Raw genomic sequence first — 15,981 nt, 5'->3', positions numbered from 1 at the left:
GAAGTCGTTATGAATTTTAAGTTATTGAATGCTTTAGAGCATCTACTCAAGGGAACGATTTTCGTATCGCTAACCCTGATGGTAATTTTCGTTTTTCTGAATGTAGTTCTGCGCTACATGTTCAATAGCGGGCTGGCCTGGTCGGGCGAGGTTGCTCGATATTTATTTGTGTGGATCATCTTTTTGGGCTCGGTGATCGCCGTTAAGGAACAGAGCCACCTTGGCGTAGACATCCTCGTCAGCAAGCTTAACCTGTCTGTGCAAAAGATTTTATATACAGTCTCGACAGTATTAATTGTGGGTGTGCTAGCTCTGGCGCTTGATGGCTTGCTCGGGCTCATCGAATTGAACGCAGGGATAGGTAGCCCGACATCTGATATTCCAGTGAATACCTATTACTACGCTGGCGCAGTTTCTGTCGTACTCATGTCGATCATCTTTGTGATCCATACGGTACGTTTTGTTTTATTCAACAAGAGTGCGCCGCCATGGGCAAATTTGCCCAGCGACCATAAAGAGACGGAAAAAGCTATGGAGGAAGAGTCATGATCTGGCAGTTTTTGCTGGTACTGTTCTCGTTGCTGCTGATCGGGATGCCTGTTGCCTTCGCTATGATGATTGCTGCATCGGTCATGTTGTTTCTCGTAGGTATTTTCAACACGAGCACATTGGCAGAGTATCTTATTACCGGTGCCAACAGCTTTTCCCTTATGGCGATACCGTTCTTTATCCTTACCGGGGAAATCATGAACGCGGGAGGTGTCTCGAAGCGAATTGTCGATTTTGCCTCCTCCTTAGTGGGGCATTTCCGCGGTGGCCTAGGTTATGTAGCAATCATTGCCGGTGTTGTGTTTGCTGGTCTGTCCGGCTCGGCCGTTGCCGATACCGCTGCACTGGGCGCTATTCTGATCCCTATGATGGTTGCTCAAGGTTACAATAAAAATAGTACTACGGGCTTAGTGGCGTCGGTAGGCATCATTGGTACAGTCATTCCCCCCAGTATCCCCATGATTCTGTACGGCGTAGTGGGTGGTGTATCTATTACTCAACTATTCATGGCGGGCATCGTCCCTGGGCTCATTATGGCCCTGGGCATGATGCTGGTTTGGTATCTGTTATCAAGAACGACAACAGCCGGCCGTGTTGAGAAGGCAACCGGACGCGAGCGCCTGCACTATTTCTTGCGTGCTTTCTGGGCGCTATTGCTACCGGGCATTATTATCATAGGGTTGCGCGGCGGCGTATTCACGCCGACCGAGGCTGGCGTGATCGCCGCCGTATATGCGCTGCTTATAAGCTTCGTCTACCGAGAGATCAAGGTCAGTCAACTCTATGATGTACTGGTCGGGACGGCGAAAACAACTGCAATTGTGATGTTGATCGCCTCTGCTGCAATTGTTACTGCGTATGCAATTACGGTGGCCCGTGTACCTGCGGAACTGGCAACAGTACTTGGAGGTATGACCGAAAACCCGACCGTCATGTTGCTGATTATCATGGCCTTCCTGCTACTTGTCGGTTGCGTAATGGATATGACTCCCGCTGTTCTAATTTTTGCGCCGGTGCTGATTCCTGTAGTTGAAAGTTTGGGCATCGATCCGGTCTATTTCGGTGTCCTCATGGTTATCAACCTGTCTATCGGATTAATTACTCCGCCAGTAGGAACTGTGCTCTATGTGGGCTGCAGTATAAGTAAAATAAGTTTGTTAGATATAACGAAAGGTATATGGCCGATGTTGGCAATGTATTTTGCGGTATTGATCAGTTTCATACTTTTCCCGCAGATAGTTACTGTTCCCATGGAATGGTTGTCTAAGTAGGTGAGCACTAATCAACTGATCAGAATTAACCAATATATAGCAGGTATAAAATGGATAGGTGTGCTTACTCAGGATTGAATTACCGCAAGGCTGTCAATGTCGAGGAGCTACGTGCGATTGCCAAGCGTCGTCTACCTAATTTTGTCTATGAGTATATTCATGGCGGCTCAGACGATGAAGTGACTCTTGAGCGTAATCGTGCGATCTTCGACAAGTATTACTTTACTCCCAGAACGCTAACGAAGGTTAGCAAGCAGCGCAGCCTGGAGACGTCAATTTTTGGTAAAAAAATTTCTATGCCAGTGCTGATCGGGCCTACCGGCTTCAATGGCATGGTGACTAAGGATGGTGATACGAAGTTAGCTAGGGCAGCGACACACTACGGTATTCCTTTTACCCTCAGCAATGCCTCGACCACCTCCTTGGAAGACATCTCTAAGATAGATGGCCTATGGCATTGGATGCAGATTTATTTCTATCGCAACCGTGATTACGTTAAGAAGTTAGTCGAGCGCTGCAAGGAGGCCAATTACGATACGATCGTTGTTACTACCGACAGTGCTATATTTGGTAACCGTGAGTGGGACAGAAGAAACTATTCACGACCTTTAGTGCTAACTATGAGAAACAAGTTGCACGTGTTAACCAAGCCGCGCTGGCTCAATGATGTACTAATTCCCGATGGCATACCTCAATTCAAGAATCTTGGCGACCTGCTGCCTCCTGGCGAGACGTCGGTAAAGGGCGCAGCCGCTGTGTTAGGCCAACAGCTCGATCCTTCGCTTAACTGGGATGACATCCGTTGGCTCCGGGACGAGTGGAAGGGCCGGCTTGTCATAAAAGGTATTCTGTCTGTCGAAGAAGCAGCCACCGCAGTAGAAGTCGGTGTCGACGGGATCGTACTCTCGAACCATGGCGGGCGTCAGTTGGATTACTCCGTTTCCCCGATGGAGCTAATTGCCGATATCAGAGCAAAAGTCGGGAATCAGCTCGCCATACTCGTCGACAGTGGCTTCCGACGTGGCAGCGATGTCCTGAAGGCCCGGCTATTGGGAGCCGACGCTGTGTTACTCGGCAGAACCACACTCTATGGCTTAGGGGCAGGTGGCCAGGAGGGCGCTGAGCATGCCTTGAACATCATCCGTGAGGAGATGGATCGAATACTCGGCCTCCTAGGCTGTAACGACCTCTCGGAACTCGATTCCGCATCTCTAATGGTGTCATCGTCTCGTTGATGTTTGCCCACTTTCCATCAGAATGGAACTAGTTATGGATACTCAAAACATTCCGAATGTTCTTGTTTTTGGCCCCAAGTCCCCCGATATTCTTGAGGCAATAAGCGAATTCGCGAATCCTATCGCCTACTGGCTGCATGGCTCTCTTGAGGCGTGTCTTGAAGCTTGTGAAGGCAATTTCCGTGCCGTGGTGAATACAGGAGAACAGCAAGTAAGCGCCGAACTTATGTCGCGGCTGCCTGCGCTGGAAGTCATAAGCTGCTTTGGGGTGGGGTATGACGGTGTCGATGTCGGAGAGGCCTCCCGGCGTGATATTGCCGTAACTAACACGCCGGATGTACTGACTGAAGATGTCGCCGATCTAGCAGTGGGGCTAACACTTGCGGTAAGGCGTAATATCGTTGCTGCGCACAGATACGTTTGTGACGGCTCCTGGGAAAGGCAAGGCCCTATGGCGCTCTCAGCTCAGGTCAATGGCAAGCGTGTTGGCCTGGTCGGCCTGGGGCGCATTGGCAAGGCTATCGCTCGCAGGCTTCAGGCGTTTCAGTGTATTTTGCAATATTATGCAAGCACTGAAAAACCTGAGTTGCCATATCGCTTTTATAGTGACTTGGTTCGACTTGCTGAGGAGAGTGACATTCTAATCGTGACGTTGCCGGGCGGTGCTAACACTGACAAGATCATAAACCGTGAGGTCATGCTTGCTCTAGGCAACACTGGCTGTCTGATCAATGTCTCACGAGGCAGTGTGATTGATGAAGATAGTCTTATCGAGCTTCTCGAGACCCGAGCCTTGGGGGCGGCAGGTCTTGATGTCTTTCGCAACGAACCACATGTGCCTGAACCGCTAAAACACATGCAAAACGTCGTTCTGCAGCCACACGCCGGAAGTGGAACTTGGGAGACCCGTTTTTCCATGCGTGATTTGGTGGTTGAAAATTTGCGCTGCCATTTCAATGGGTTGCCATTAATAACGCCGGTTAACTAACTAGTGAGATATTGATGATAGCCTTCGTTTCGTACTTGAGTGGCTTGCTATAGTCACTTAAGCGAAGCTGATATAGGTGAATTTATGGCCCTGCTGGAATATTGAGTATGAATATAATGAAGAGCAATCAAGCAGTCTCTACGAGCAGCTTCGCATACGCCACTATACGTGACAGGATAATTAACCTGTCCCTGAAGCCGGGAGAAAAGATTTCGGAAAAAGAGCTTGCTGATGAATTCAGTCTTAGCCGGACGCCGATACGGGAAGCGATGATCCGGCTCCAGTATGATGGCTTCGTGGATATCCTTGCACAGCGGGGTACTTACGTCACGCCAATTAAGAAGGATACTGTGATGGCGGCGCATTATGCGCGTTCCACACTTGAGTGTGCCCTAGTCCAGGATGCAGCTAGGCAATGTACTGAACAGCAGATCATTGATCTGAAGCTAAATCTTGATGAGCAGGAAGCTGCCTGTCGTAGAAAGACCTACCTTGATATCGAGCGCCTTGACGAAGAATTACACGCAAAAATAGCGGAAGCAGCCGGTTATAGTGAAGTATGGGACGTTATTTATCCTGTACGTCTACATATCAACCGGGTACGGATGCTATTTCTTGAAGAGCAGCGTATTCCATCCATTATCAGTGAGCATGCTGCCTTGATAAGTGCTATTGAGGCTCGCGAACCGGCACAGGCGCTAGATGCCATGCAAATTCATCTCTCTTATATTCAGACGAACCTAGCCAAACTGGCTGATGCTTACTCGGAATATATTAATAGCTAGTAGTAATTGAAAGTTAACACCTAACAGGTCACCGCACACGGGACTACAGTGTTTCCCTCCTGTCAGGTTGCGCGGGGTCGGTGGCCGACAGATTGGAACTACGCACCGGGATAAGCCCCAGGAGATAGAACTAATCGGCCGCATTTTTTTCTACTGCGCTGAGCCCGCCTTTTTCATCGTGGGGCCGAACGATCGTTTTGAAGCCAGTGGCTGTCGGCACGAACCTGCCTCAACAACTTTTGTTTTAACAATTCGACTTGGTTAGGAGAAGCGCTATGCTCCATGATCGCAATAATAGGCTAGAAGTGTCCGGAGAACATAGGGCAGTCCAAGGATGGTATTCGTGAAGCAGGAGGGAACTCCTCGAGTTTCCTATGCACCCCTTTCGCGAGAAAGTGCGGCGTTCGACAGCGGCGCTGGAACGCAACTTGGCTTACCTGGGATTCGGCCGAATTCCTGCACGATTACCCCCTGGACGGCGTGGTGCTGGATACCGGCTGCGAAAAGACCACCCTGTTCTGCCTGATGGCGGCGCCAACCGTCAATATTCCCGCCATCATGCTTTCGGGCGGCCCCATGTTCAATGGATGGCGCGGTAATGAAAGTATCGGATCGGGAAGCATTATCTGGGCATTGTGCAAACGTTTGGCAGCTGGCGACATCGGCTACGATGAGTTTCTTTTTCGGGCCACCAAATCCGCGTCTTCCATTGGTCGAGGGAAATGCGATATATCAGTCCACGCTGAATGTCCGCTCTTGGCCCTGGCCGTGTGAAAACAGAAAAATCTGGCCCGACTCAAGAACCTTTGCCTTCAGCTGCCCGTTAGCCTCATCTGAGCCTTGGCTCCTATAATTGCCGACCACTGATGTTGAAAATCATTGAGCTATCAGAAACCAGCTACAGTCGCTATCACAGCCCTAAAATAAAGAGGAAAAGGGCTGTTACGCCCTCGCAGCCCTCATTATCTCATTGACTCCCAAAATCTTTATGACGCGCTTCAAGTTGTACGCTAGCACATGAAGACTCATTTCCGTGCTCACATTTCTAAAACGCTTTGTCGCGAAGTGTGTCGCACCCATCCACGCCTTTAGCGAGCCGAACGGATGCTCCACCGTTTGTCACCTTAGGCGCATCACCTCTGGATTCCAATCGAGACGTGACTGCGCAGATTCAAGCACATCTTCATGTTCCCAACGTCTGATCCGTCGTTGTTTGCCAGTCGTGCATTTTTCTTTCATGGCGCAGCTTGCGCATGCCGAGCTCCAGTAAGTATGCAGCTTCATTGCCTTTTCTATCGTTTCATATCGCCATATGAGCCGCTGACCAGCGGGACAAGAATATTCATTACTTTCAGGCAAGTACCGGAATGCGTCTCTTGGGAAAAAGCCCTTTGCCTGGTTTGGAGATGTCATCGGCTTGGGCAGGTAGGTCGTTATCCCTGCTTTATGGCAGGCGAGAATTTCTTCACCTTTGAAATAGCCTCTGTCAGCTACAACCTTCAGCTCCTTGATGCCAGTGGCTTCACGAGCTTGCTTCGCCATATTGAAAAGCTGCCCACGGTCATGTCCGACGTTGGTCACCTCATGAGCCACAATTAAATGGTGCTGGCTATCGACCGCTGTCTGCACGTTGTAGCCTACTGTCCCGGTGCCTCTGCCACTGGTAGCCATCGACCTAGCATCTGGATCCGTCAAAGATACTTGCTGATCCGGAGATTGCAGCCTCTGTTCCTCAACAGCTTGTAATCGTGCCGTTTCTTCCCTGAGCTTTATAATTTTCTCCTTTAGGTGTTTCGTCTTGGCCTCGGCCAGGGCGGGCTCAGTGTGATCGGCTGTATCTAGCTGACTGAGATACCGGTTGAAGCTTTCTTCGATCTGCTCAAGGCGACGCTTCATCTTGGTCGCTGTGAAATTGCGATTACGGTTGTTGACGGCTTTGAACTTGCTGCCATCGATGGCCACGATGGCTTGGGAGAACAGCTCCAGTCGCCGGCAAAGCACGATGAACTCTCTACATACACGGCGGATGGCATCGCCATTGTCCTTTCGAAAATCGGCAATCGTCTTGAAATCGGGTGTTAAACGCTCAGTCAGCCACATTAGCTCGACATTACGCTGGGTCTCGCGCTCTAACCGGCGGCTTGATTGGATACGATTTAGATAACCATAGATGTAGAGCTTCAGAAGAACAGCCGGATGATAAGCCGGTCTCCCGGTAGCGTGCGGATCAACACTTTTGAAGCCCATATCTTTAAGGTGAAGCCCCTCAACAAATGCCTCAATGGCACGAACCGGGTTATCCTCGGCGATGAAGTCGTCCAAAAGCGTAGGGAATAACGTGCTTTGGTCTCGGGCCTCGCCTACCACGAATCGCTTCATCACCATTTCCTCTGGAGACCTTGGCAAAGTATAGCGGCCACTACGTTTTCACACAGCCTCGGTCGAGCCTCGACTGTAAATTAACCTTAGCACATGACGAGCGTGAATTGAGCCATTCTTTGACCTCCACCTGATGGAGGAACATGCCATGAACTTTTTGACTGAAATCTCCTATACACCTACACCTTGGAATAAAGGCAAGTTGGTTGGGCAGAAGGCGCCTCTGCGTCTTCGAGATATCTGGGCAATACGTGTTCGCCTACAGCTCGCCAAAAAGACGAGAGACCTCGCCCTCTTCAATTTAGCCATTGATAGCAAATTACGGGGCTGCGACCTCGTCAATTTACGAATACGGGATATAGCCCATGGTACGTGCATATCCCCACGGGCCATTGTGATGCAGCAAAAGACACATCGACCTGTCCAGTTCGAAATTACCGAGCAAACCCGCATTGCTATTATGGATTGGATACAGCTTGCTCAACTCAGAAACGAAGACTTCTTGTTTCCCAGCCGAATCAATAGCGAAAAGCATCTCTCTACGCGCCAATATGCCCGTATTGTCAAAGCTTGGGTTACCGAGATAGGTCTAGATGCGTCAATTTATGGCACGCACACGATGCGTCGTACGAAAGCTTCGCTGATATACCGTCGCACGAAAAACTTGAGGGCAGTGCAACTGCTCCTGGGTCATACGAAGCTTGAAAGCACCGTCAGGTATCTAGGGATAGAGGTAGATGACGTGTTAGAAATGGCAGAACAGACAGAAGTTTGATGAGAGTAAACGACGGCCTATTTCGGGCCGTCGTTGCCCGGCCAAATGCTGACATTTATCGATTTCTGTTGTAAGGAAAAATTTTGCATTCTTCACACAGTGGTTTTATTCGGCAGTCACCACAATGTTAAGTAGCAGTCGACACTCTGGCTTCCAGCCCAGTGGAAGTGAGAACGCCTATGAGTGGTGTAACATGAGGGCCGAAAGCGCCAAAGAAGCCGCGTAATCTCTGTTTTTAGTCGTTGTCATCTCAGCAGTGTATCGGGACGATAGGTGTTTTCAATTGTCCCATCCCCCAAATAACTCTTAAAGTGTACCGAATGGTACTTTTTGAGAGATTAACTCATGGTTAACGTTTCGCAATATCCGAACCTGTTCAAACCCGGCGCACTATCTGGTCTCAGCTTGACCAACAGTCTTATCCTGGCCCCCATGACCCGCACTAGCGCTGAAGCTGATGGTCGTCCCACTGAGCGTATGCGGGACTACTATCGTGATTTTGCCCGCGGCGGTTTTAGCCTGCTGATCACCGAGGGAATCTACACCGATGAGCGCTTTAGTCAAGGTTATGACTACCAGCCTGGCTTGGCCAATCTGGCGCAGCAAGAGGCTTGGCAACCGATTGTCGAGGCCGTTCAGACGGAGGGGGCAAAGTTCGTGGCACAGCTAATGCACGGTGGTGCCCAGACCCAAGGCAACCGATTCGTCGAGGACACGGCAGCTCCCTCCGCCGTGGCACCAAAGGGTGAAATGCTTGGGTTTTATGGAGGGCAAGGTCCCTATCCAACGCCCCGCCCGATGAGTGAGGCGGACATCCAGGAGGCCATCGCCGGTTTTGCGGCGGCTGCACAGCGGGCCCAAGCTGCTGGATTCGACGGCGTCGAGCTCCACGGAGCCAATGGTTACCTGATCGATCAGTTCATCTCTGAGTATTTCAATCACCGTGATGACGCTTGGGGTGGCAGCCTCGAAAGGCGGCTGGCCTTTCCTATCGCGGTGATACGGGCTGTGCGTAAAGCAGTGGGCAGTGATTTTCTAGTGGGTATGCGTCTGTCGCAAATTAAGGTTACCGACTCGAACTATCGTTGGGCGGGCCGTGAGGAAGCCGCCATCATCATGACCACCCTAGAAGCCGAGGGGCTCGATTACTTGCATTTCTCCGAGCTTGACGCCCTCACACCGGCCTTTGAAGGGACAGACAAGAGCTTGGCGGCACTGGCCAGCGAACTGATTGATATCCCAGTGATTGCCAATGGTGAATTGGGGGCTCCTCAGGCTGCCGAGGCAATTATCGCTCAGGGAGGGGCCGACTTTGTGGCTATCGGCAAGGCGGCCTTGGCTAATCACGACTGGCCACACAGGGTACGCAACAACCGTTCGCTGACGGCATTGGACTTCGCTATGTTGATGCCACGTGCGAACTTGTCTAATGAGGACGCTTGGCGGGAGCAACATAATGTCTCGGCAACTCTTGATGTCGGTCGATAATCAGCAAGGCCACGGCCGCAAGGCTAAGGGCGAAGCCACTCGACAACGCATTGTCGAGTCGGCAGCTGAGCTCTTTCACGCCCAGGGCGTCGATGGTACCGGTTTGGAGCAGATCCTGCGTCAGGCCGGTGCAGGCAAGAGCCAGTTCTACCAGCATTTCCGCAATAAAGATGCACTCGTTTGCGAGGTCGCCGTTTGGTGGGAGCACCGCCTCTTTGCGTCTATGGAAGTTCACGAACTAGATAGCCTCGATACGTTAGAGCGGTGGCTTCTGTCCGCGGTTGATCAGTTGGAAGTCGAGCATTGTTATCGTGGCTGTCCGATAGGCACTTTGGCGGCTGGCCTACATGACAATGATGAAACCACCCGTGCTGCTGTTAGCCAGTGTTTCCGGGCACTTGACTCTCGTTTACGTGATGCCCTGCATCAGAGTCAGCAACGGGGTGAGCTTAGCGAGGAGGCTGACCTTGAGGCAATTTCCCATTTCATTCTGGCCAGTCAGCAAGGTGCTGCGACGCTCACCAAGGCCTATGGTGAGAGCAGCGCTGGCCGGCTGGTGATCGTCCAAGCAATGCAATATGTGCGCTCTTATTCGGTAAACGGTCAAGAGCAGTCAGCTAGTGCCACTGCTAAACGAACGCCATCACTGTCAGCAACGACGTTAACTAAGAGCCCACTATCCGGCTGATACCTTGTACATTTAAGTCCACGTCGGTATCGCTCCATGACCTCGCTGGAACATGAGCACGAGCAGGAATGTTCTGAGAAGCCGCAAATTCATTGTCTTACAGACACCATCCCGTGCTTGGATTTAAAGAATATATGAGTATATGAATTTGTCGTATACAACCGTTTTGGTTATATGCAGCAATCGTATAGGATACATGGTCACTCATTTTCCAATGGAGAGATCGCCATGCCCCGTTTCCTTCGCCCTTTGGCAATGCTAACGGCGATATTTGTTGGCACCACCAGCCAGGCTGATGATCACCTCACTACCCTGGAAGTTGGCTACATGCCGATATTACCGGTCGCCCAACTGTTTGTGATGGAAGGAGAGGGTTGGACCGAGGAAGCGGGACTGGAATTGGAGCTAACACGCTTTTCGAGCGGCCCGGCCATGGTTCAGGCGTTGGCCTCTGGCGAGCTTGACGTTATGTATTTCGGTATCGGCCCGGCGATGGTAGCCCGGGCTAACGGCGTCCCCATCAAGGTTCTCGCCTCTAGCATTCAGGAGCAGATCGGTCTGGTGGCACGTGGCGAACTAGCGGACCATTTCGAGCGCGCTGGCGATGATGGTGCGCAGGCTATTGCCAGCTTCACCGCCGCAGAGGGCCGCAAGCCCAAGATCGCCACGTTCCCTCAAGGCTCGGTGCCGGATACCGTGCTGCGCTATTGGTTGATCGAACAGTTAGGTGTGGGTTTGGAAGCCGTTGAGATCGTCGCCATGGGTGCCGATCGTGTCCAACAGGCACTGCTCGCGGGTGCCGTAGATGCCGCCTCTATTTTGGAGCCAATTCTCACCACCGTGCAGCAACGTGACAATCAGGCCCGCGTGGTGGCCCGCGCCGATGCCATGCTTCCAGGCCAGCCGGGGGCGGTATTGGCTGCTCGTGAAGCCGCGCTGGCGGACCATCCTGAGGCTATGCAGGCGTTAATGGCACTGCATGTACGAGCCACCGAGATGCTCGTTGAAAATCCCAACAGTGCAGCACCCCATGTCCGCGAATTCGTCGGCAAGCGCTTGATTCCTCTGGAAACTGTAGAAATGGCGCTCGCCTCTCCCTCATCTAATTACGGTAGTGATCCTCACGCCATTCGCGAGGGCACTCGGCGGATGCATGACTTTCAGATCGAACAAGGCTCTTTAAATGAGTCTGTGGACCTCGACGCCCTGTTTGATACGTCCTTGTATGACGCCGTCATCGCGGAACGTGACAGCAAATGATGGTAGTTATAACTCGCGCCCAACGCACTCTCTATAGTGTACTGGGGCTCACCGGATTTCTGCTTTTCTGGGAACTTTCGCTGCGCAGTGGACTGTTGCCCGGCAGCTTGGTGCCCTTGCCGTCATCCATTCCCGGCGTACTGTGGCTTGAACTGCTCGATGGCATCTGGTTTGACGTAGTGCGCTCAAGCCTTAGCCACTACAGTGTGGGCGTGTTACTGGGTTCGACTTTAGGCATTGCCGTGGGCATATCGGCTGCGCTGCTGCCCAGGTTTAATGCTGCGCATGCCTGGCTTGCTAGATTGCTACGACCCATTCCGCCGCTGGCATGGATTCCTTTCGCCATCATTTGGTTCGGCATAAATCCTTCTGCAGCCGCCTTCATCATCAGCATTGGCGTTTTCTGGATCAATTACTTCGCCAGCTACAGCGCTGTGCACTCGATTGATCCTGGCTATGACGAAGTGGCACGCGCCTTTGGTCAGCAGCGTTTTCTGGCTCGGTTGACCAAGGTCAGCTTGCCTGCGGCGGCCCCAGGTATTCTCAGCGGTCTGCGTGCCGGACTCGGTCAGGGTTGGATGACCGTGGTGGCCGCTGAGCTGTTCGGCATCCCTGGTATTGGCCAGCGCATGATGGAGGCTTCTAGCCTGCTGGCGACTGATATCGTGGTGGTTTACATGTTGACCATCGCCGCCCTTTACGCAACCTTCGACTTCCTGTTCATGGTAGTGCAGCGCAGATTACTAAGGTGGCAATCATGACCGACACTAGCATGACGATGCACCCGGTGCTCAGCGCGCGGAACGTCAGCCTAGGTTTTGACGGCACCACCATCTTGGCCGGTGTTGATCTGGCACTTCACCCTCAGGAGTTCGTGGCCGTTGTGGGTGCTTCAGGGGTTGGAAAGTCGACCCTACTACGAGCTTTGGCTGGCTTGCTTGCCCTACAATCGGGACGAGTAGAGATACCCGCCGCCATCACACCAGACACTCGCGCCTGGTCAATGGTTTTTCAGGCACCAAGGCTTTTTCCTTGGCGCAGAGTACGGGGTAACGTGGAATTAGGCTTGGAGGGCCTTTCGCTTTCTAAAGCCGAGCGCCGCCGCCGCGCTTTGGAGCCTCTGGCGCTAGTGGGGCTTGATGAATTCGCTGAACGTTGGCCCCATACGCTCTCGGGTGGTCAGCAGCAGCGGGTCGGTATTGCCCGGGCGCTTGCTGTTCAGCCCAGGGTGCTGTTCATGGACGAGCCCTTCTCTGCGCTTGACGCTATCACTCGGCGCCGACTTCAACAGGAGTTGGTTGAGCTACGTCGACGTACCGAAGCCGCCATTGTCTTTATCACTCACGATATAGAGGAAGCCGTCCTGCTTGCCGACCGGGTGATGGTTCTAGGCAATGGCGAGATGGGTCAGCCAGCACGGGTGGTTGAGACCCTTGAAGTCGACATGCCTCTAGATGATCGCCGTGACCATCCCGAATTCGCACCTCTTGTGCAGCGTGTCGAGAAAATCATCGGCAACCACTGATCAAGCAACTTTCTTGGAGATAACCATGCCGCCCCTTCACGTGCTGCTTCACGCGCCCACGGCTGAGGCTTTGATTCGTGCCCGCCGTAATGCCGCCAACTTGCAAAAGGCCCGGCCAGATGCCGAGGTACTGATAGTCGCTAATGCCAGCGCCGTGGCCGCCGCCCTAACCACTCCTGACGAAACCGACTCAATGCTGCGGTTATGCCGTAATTCCCTTGTGGCCCAAGGGCTCGACAATACCCGTGCCCTCACTGAGGTAGATGCGGCAGTAGCTACACTTGCTGAACTCCAAGCAAAAGGCTGGGCCTATATCCGCGCATAAAACCTTAGCGCTTTGAATTAGTTATAGCAAAGTAAAGCGTCACACTCTCGTCCTGAGCAACGTCTTTGTACTTCCTGAAGTGAGGCGCCCTGCGGTTCATTTTTCAAAATGCAGAGCATGCAGTGCTTGCTCGCGTCAATTCGACCTGTACTACCAGATCGGTAACCACTACCCCAACCTATTGTGGATCACTCGATTAAAGTAGTAATCATGACTCACATTAGCCGTATTAAAGTGGTGTCTGCGATAGTGAGTGGTTAACGAAGAGAATCGCCAGTCTTCTAACCCCTGAATCTTTTGGTACTGGCAATCTCGTAGGGGGTGCCGCAGCCGAATCAAGCAACAGTGCCAACAATGCTTCGGCGATGATTCCATCGCTAACAATAGGGATTTCGTGCATTTTAGTCACTGCAGAGGTGATCGGCGCCCAGATGATCATGGGCTTCAGGGCAGCCCACAACTATTTACGAAATCGCCTGATGTGGCGTGTTGCTTTATGTGGCAGATGCTGCTCTCTAAAGATGGAGTGGGTGCCTTATTTATTCGTCCTACCTCGCAAGGGACTTTCGCACTTCTTTTATTGGTTGTGTTTCACAGGTTTAGAAAATGCTACGGAAGGGTCCTCAGAACTAACAGCGCAACGAAAAAAATCACGCTTTTATTGCCAAATTTATGGACGGCGGTCAGACAATATTCATAGCTGACTGCCGGTATCGGCCGAGGCTGTGTGAAAACCTAAAAATCAGTTGGCGGTGCCAGTGTTCAGTCGTATTGGCACGACTATCGGCTAGCAAGACAGATTAGAGCGCTTTCATTTCTTATGCCCAATCCGACGTTAATCGAGATAAAGCCTAAGAAGCACTTACTAGAGAACGTTATTGGCTACCACAAGCTTGGCAGAGCTAGGTCCGGACTAAGGCCTTATGCCTGCAATGCCTGGATCAAACCCTTGGGGCCGAGGATATTCATGACGCGTTTCATGTTGTAGGCAAGCACATGAAGACTCATTTCCGTTCCGACGTTCTTAAGCCCTTTGGTTAAAAAGTGTGTCGCACCCATCCACGCTTTCAACGTGCCAAAGGGATGCTCAACCGTTTGACGACGGATGCGCATTATATCCGGCCTCTGATCCAGACGTGATGTTACCGCCTCCAATACTTCTTCGTGTTCCCAGCGTTTAATGCGCCGATAAATACCTGTGGTGCATTGCGACTTCATTGAGCAGTTCGGACAGGCCGAACTCCAATAGCAATGTAGCGTCTGGCCTTTTTCGACGTTCTTGAAGCGCCAAATTAGCCGCTCTCTCGCGGGACAGCGATATTCATTACGTTCGGGCACATACCGGAACGCTTCCCTGGGAAACATACCTTTGGCCTGGTTTGGCGAGGTTTTAGGCTTAGAGAGATACGTCGTAATACCGGCCTCATGACAGGCAAGTATTTCATTACCTGTAAAATAACCGCGATCAGCGACGACGTGTAGATCACTGACGCCGCTAGCATCGCGTGCTTGCTTGGCCATCTGGTAAAGCTGACGCTGGTCACTGCCGACATTAGTGACTTCATGGGCGACAATCAGATGATGCTGGCTATCGACAGCCGTCTGCACGTTGTAGCCTACGATTCCCGTTCCTCGCGCAGTCATGGAGCGAGCGTCAGGGTCTGTCAAAGAGACTTGCTGGTCAGGGGACTCAGTTCTTTGAATTCCAATGGATTGTAGTTGCTGAACTTCTTCTGTTAGGGAAGCGATCTGTTCCTTCAAACCAGTCGTCCGCATTTCTGTGATAGCGGCGGCGCCTTGATCCATTGCATCGAGCTGACGTAAGTAACGCTCAATACTTTTATCAATTTCTTCTGCCCGCCGCTTCATCTTAGCCAAGGTTGAAGTTACGGTCTCGATTGTTGACTGCCTTAAATTTGCTGCCATCAATCGCCATTACCGAATGTGAAAAGAGCCCGAGACGTCGACATATCATGACAAAGTCGCGGCAAGTAGCTTGAATCGCTTTGCCGTTGTTTTTGCGGAAATCTGCGATCGTTTTGAAATCCGGCGCTAGGCGTTCCGTTAGCCACATGAGTTCAACATTACGCTGTGCCTCACGTTCCAGACGGCGGCTAGATTGTATGCGATTGAGGTAGCCGTAGAGATAGATTTTTAAAAGAATGGCGGGGTGGTAGGCGGGCCGACCCGTCGCATGAGGGTCAACGCCATTAAAGCCCAGCTGTTTGAGATCAAGGGCGTCAACAAAAGCCTCAATAGCCCGAACTGGATTGTCTTCAGTAACGAAATCATCCAGAAGCTCAGGAAACAACGTAGCCTGGGACCGGGATTCACCTGCGACGAAACGTTTCATCGGTACCTCCCACGATCAGTCATGGGTAGAGTATAGCGACAGCTACGTTTTCACACAGCCTCGGCCGGATTAGGAATCTTATTCCATATTAATAACAGGGCACATGACGACCCAAAACGGAAAAGCTGGTAATTGCAGCCTCGCGTGTACCAATCCTAGCGTGCCATGAACATCAAAGCTGACGATGAGCGACAATTGCCAAATCATGCTGCCCATGACGCCGAGATAAATAACTTCGCTTGGGCCGCCATTAGTATCCGATGGTGCGTCGAGCAACTACCTTGGTATAGAGAGCCTGAGGCTTCTCATTACCGAAAATCATGTACTGCTGTTATTTTATGAATCCACGACTAAGAGCTC

The 15,981-nt window shown here is 51.7% G+C and carries 14 protein-coding genes and 2 pseudogenes; 14 read left to right on the top strand and 2 right to left on the bottom strand.

The window, feature by feature from the left end; genetic code table 11:
* Window positions 1-9: 9 nt before the first annotated feature.
* The 6 genes from HZS52_RS06565 (at window position 10) to HZS52_RS06540 (ending at window position 5,602) form a co-directional block, all read left to right on the top strand.
* The gene (locus HZS52_RS06565) at window positions 10-549 is read left to right on the top strand and encodes a TRAP transporter small permease (RefSeq protein ID WP_190374368.1); all 540 of its coding nucleotides are present in this window, start codon (window positions 10-12) and stop codon (window positions 547-549) included.
* Complete coding sequence (locus HZS52_RS06560; RefSeq protein WP_190374367.1) at window positions 546-1,820, top strand: TRAP transporter large permease; 1,275 nt, start codon at window positions 546-548, stop codon at window positions 1,818-1,820. Before HZS52_RS06565 ends, HZS52_RS06560 begins: the two co-directional genes overlap by 4 nt.
* 74 nt (window positions 1,821-1,894) lie before the next feature.
* On the top strand, window positions 1,895-3,055 hold the full coding sequence (locus tag HZS52_RS06555) for an alpha-hydroxy acid oxidase (protein WP_223828067.1): 1,161 nt from the start codon (window positions 1,895-1,897) through the stop codon (window positions 3,053-3,055).
* Window positions 3,056-3,089: 34 nt separating this feature from the next.
* Window positions 3,090-4,043: a 2-hydroxyacid dehydrogenase gene (locus HZS52_RS06550; protein ID WP_190374365.1), complete on the top strand. Its 954-nt coding sequence runs from the start codon at window positions 3,090-3,092 to the stop codon at window positions 4,041-4,043.
* Window positions 4,044-4,150: 107 nt separating this feature from the next.
* Window positions 4,151-4,828, top strand: a complete 678-nt coding sequence (locus tag HZS52_RS06545) for a GntR family transcriptional regulator (RefSeq protein ID WP_190374364.1) — start codon at window positions 4,151-4,153, stop codon at window positions 4,826-4,828.
* Window positions 4,829-5,146: 318 nt separating this feature from the next.
* The gene (locus HZS52_RS06540; protein ID WP_317890289.1) at window positions 5,147-5,602 is read left to right on the top strand and encodes a dihydroxy-acid dehydratase domain-containing protein; all 456 of its coding nucleotides are present in this window, start codon (window positions 5,147-5,149) and stop codon (window positions 5,600-5,602) included.
* Window positions 5,603-5,770: 168 nt separating this feature from the next.
* Here HZS52_RS06540 and HZS52_RS06535 read toward each other — a convergent pair.
* Window positions 5,771-7,207: pseudogene (locus tag HZS52_RS06535) on the bottom strand (IS1182 family transposase).
* Window positions 7,208-7,355: 148 nt separating this feature from the next.
* On the opposite strand from HZS52_RS06535, the gene HZS52_RS06530 reads away from it, so the two are divergent.
* From HZS52_RS06530 to HZS52_RS06495, 8 genes are all read left to right on the top strand, one after another.
* Window positions 7,356-7,982: a tyrosine-type recombinase/integrase gene (locus tag HZS52_RS06530; protein WP_190374363.1), complete on the top strand. Its 627-nt coding sequence runs from the start codon at window positions 7,356-7,358 to the stop codon at window positions 7,980-7,982.
* 345 nt (window positions 7,983-8,327) lie between these two features.
* Entirely contained in the window at window positions 8,328-9,470 is a 1,143-nt protein-coding gene (locus HZS52_RS06525; RefSeq protein ID WP_190374362.1) for an NADH:flavin oxidoreductase, read from the top strand.
* Window positions 9,439-10,158 carry a TetR/AcrR family transcriptional regulator gene (locus tag HZS52_RS06520; RefSeq protein WP_190374361.1) on the top strand — a complete coding sequence of 240 codons (720 nt, stop codon included), beginning with the start codon at window positions 9,439-9,441 and terminating at the stop codon, window positions 10,156-10,158. Before HZS52_RS06525 ends, HZS52_RS06520 begins: the two co-directional genes overlap by 32 nt.
* Before the next feature lie 228 nt (window positions 10,159-10,386).
* Complete coding sequence (locus HZS52_RS06515; protein ID WP_083025692.1) at window positions 10,387-11,418, top strand: ABC transporter substrate-binding protein; 1,032 nt, start codon at window positions 10,387-10,389, stop codon at window positions 11,416-11,418.
* A complete protein-coding gene (locus HZS52_RS06510) occupies window positions 11,415-12,179 on the top strand; it encodes an ABC transporter permease (RefSeq protein WP_190374360.1) in 765 nt (254 codons plus the stop codon). Before HZS52_RS06515 ends, HZS52_RS06510 begins: the two co-directional genes overlap by 4 nt.
* Complete coding sequence (locus HZS52_RS06505; protein WP_190374359.1) at window positions 12,176-12,943, top strand: ABC transporter ATP-binding protein; 768 nt, start codon at window positions 12,176-12,178, stop codon at window positions 12,941-12,943. The genes HZS52_RS06510 and HZS52_RS06505 overlap by 4 nt, the downstream gene beginning before the upstream one ends.
* Window positions 12,944-12,968: 25 nt before the next feature.
* Window positions 12,969-13,268 carry a hypothetical protein gene (locus HZS52_RS06500; protein WP_190374358.1) on the top strand — a complete coding sequence of 100 codons (300 nt, stop codon included), beginning with the start codon at window positions 12,969-12,971 and terminating at the stop codon, window positions 13,266-13,268.
* A gap of 269 nt (window positions 13,269-13,537) precedes the next feature.
* The gene (locus tag HZS52_RS06495) at window positions 13,538-13,972 is read left to right on the top strand and encodes a tripartite tricarboxylate transporter permease (RefSeq protein WP_223828124.1); all 435 of its coding nucleotides are present in this window, start codon (window positions 13,538-13,540) and stop codon (window positions 13,970-13,972) included.
* 217 nt (window positions 13,973-14,189) lie between these two features.
* Here the strand turns inward: HZS52_RS06495 and HZS52_RS06490 are convergent.
* Window positions 14,190-15,621, bottom strand: a pseudogene (locus HZS52_RS06490) (IS1182 family transposase).
* Between the last annotated feature and the right edge of the window lie 360 nt (window positions 15,622-15,981).

Origin of the sequence: Vreelandella titanicae (assembly GCF_014697095.1) — a bacterium.
In the GTDB taxonomy this organism is placed as follows: domain Bacteria; phylum Pseudomonadota; class Gammaproteobacteria; order Pseudomonadales; family Halomonadaceae; genus Vreelandella; species Vreelandella titanicae.
The sequence above is the reverse complement of the archived record's forward strand: the minus strand, read 5'-3'. Positions and strand labels throughout refer to the sequence as shown.

What these genes read in the sequence shown, in the direction of transcription:
- HZS52_RS06505 (WP_190374359.1), top strand. Translation starts at nt 12,176, where the DNA reads ATGACCGACACTAGCATGACGATGCACCCGGTGCTCAGCGCGCGGAAC.
- HZS52_RS06545 (WP_190374364.1), top strand. Translation starts at nt 4,151, where the DNA reads ATGAATATAATGAAGAGCAATCAAGCAGTCTCTACGAGCAGCTTCGCA.
- HZS52_RS06565 (WP_190374368.1), top strand. Translation starts at nt 10, where the DNA reads ATGAATTTTAAGTTATTGAATGCTTTAGAGCATCTACTCAAGGGAACG.
- HZS52_RS06520 (WP_190374361.1), top strand. Translation starts at nt 9,439, where the DNA reads ATGTCTCGGCAACTCTTGATGTCGGTCGATAATCAGCAAGGCCACGGC.
- HZS52_RS06530 (WP_190374363.1), top strand. Translation starts at nt 7,356, where the DNA reads ATGAACTTTTTGACTGAAATCTCCTATACACCTACACCTTGGAATAAA.
- HZS52_RS06500 (WP_190374358.1), top strand. Translation starts at nt 12,969, where the DNA reads ATGCCGCCCCTTCACGTGCTGCTTCACGCGCCCACGGCTGAGGCTTTG.
- HZS52_RS06525 (WP_190374362.1), top strand. Translation starts at nt 8,328, where the DNA reads ATGGTTAACGTTTCGCAATATCCGAACCTGTTCAAACCCGGCGCACTA.
- HZS52_RS06560 (WP_190374367.1), top strand. Translation starts at nt 546, where the DNA reads ATGATCTGGCAGTTTTTGCTGGTACTGTTCTCGTTGCTGCTGATCGGG.
- HZS52_RS06550 (WP_190374365.1), top strand. Translation starts at nt 3,090, where the DNA reads ATGGATACTCAAAACATTCCGAATGTTCTTGTTTTTGGCCCCAAGTCC.
- HZS52_RS06515 (WP_083025692.1), top strand. Translation starts at nt 10,387, where the DNA reads ATGCCCCGTTTCCTTCGCCCTTTGGCAATGCTAACGGCGATATTTGTT.
- HZS52_RS06510 (WP_190374360.1), top strand. Translation starts at nt 11,415, where the DNA reads ATGATGGTAGTTATAACTCGCGCCCAACGCACTCTCTATAGTGTACTG.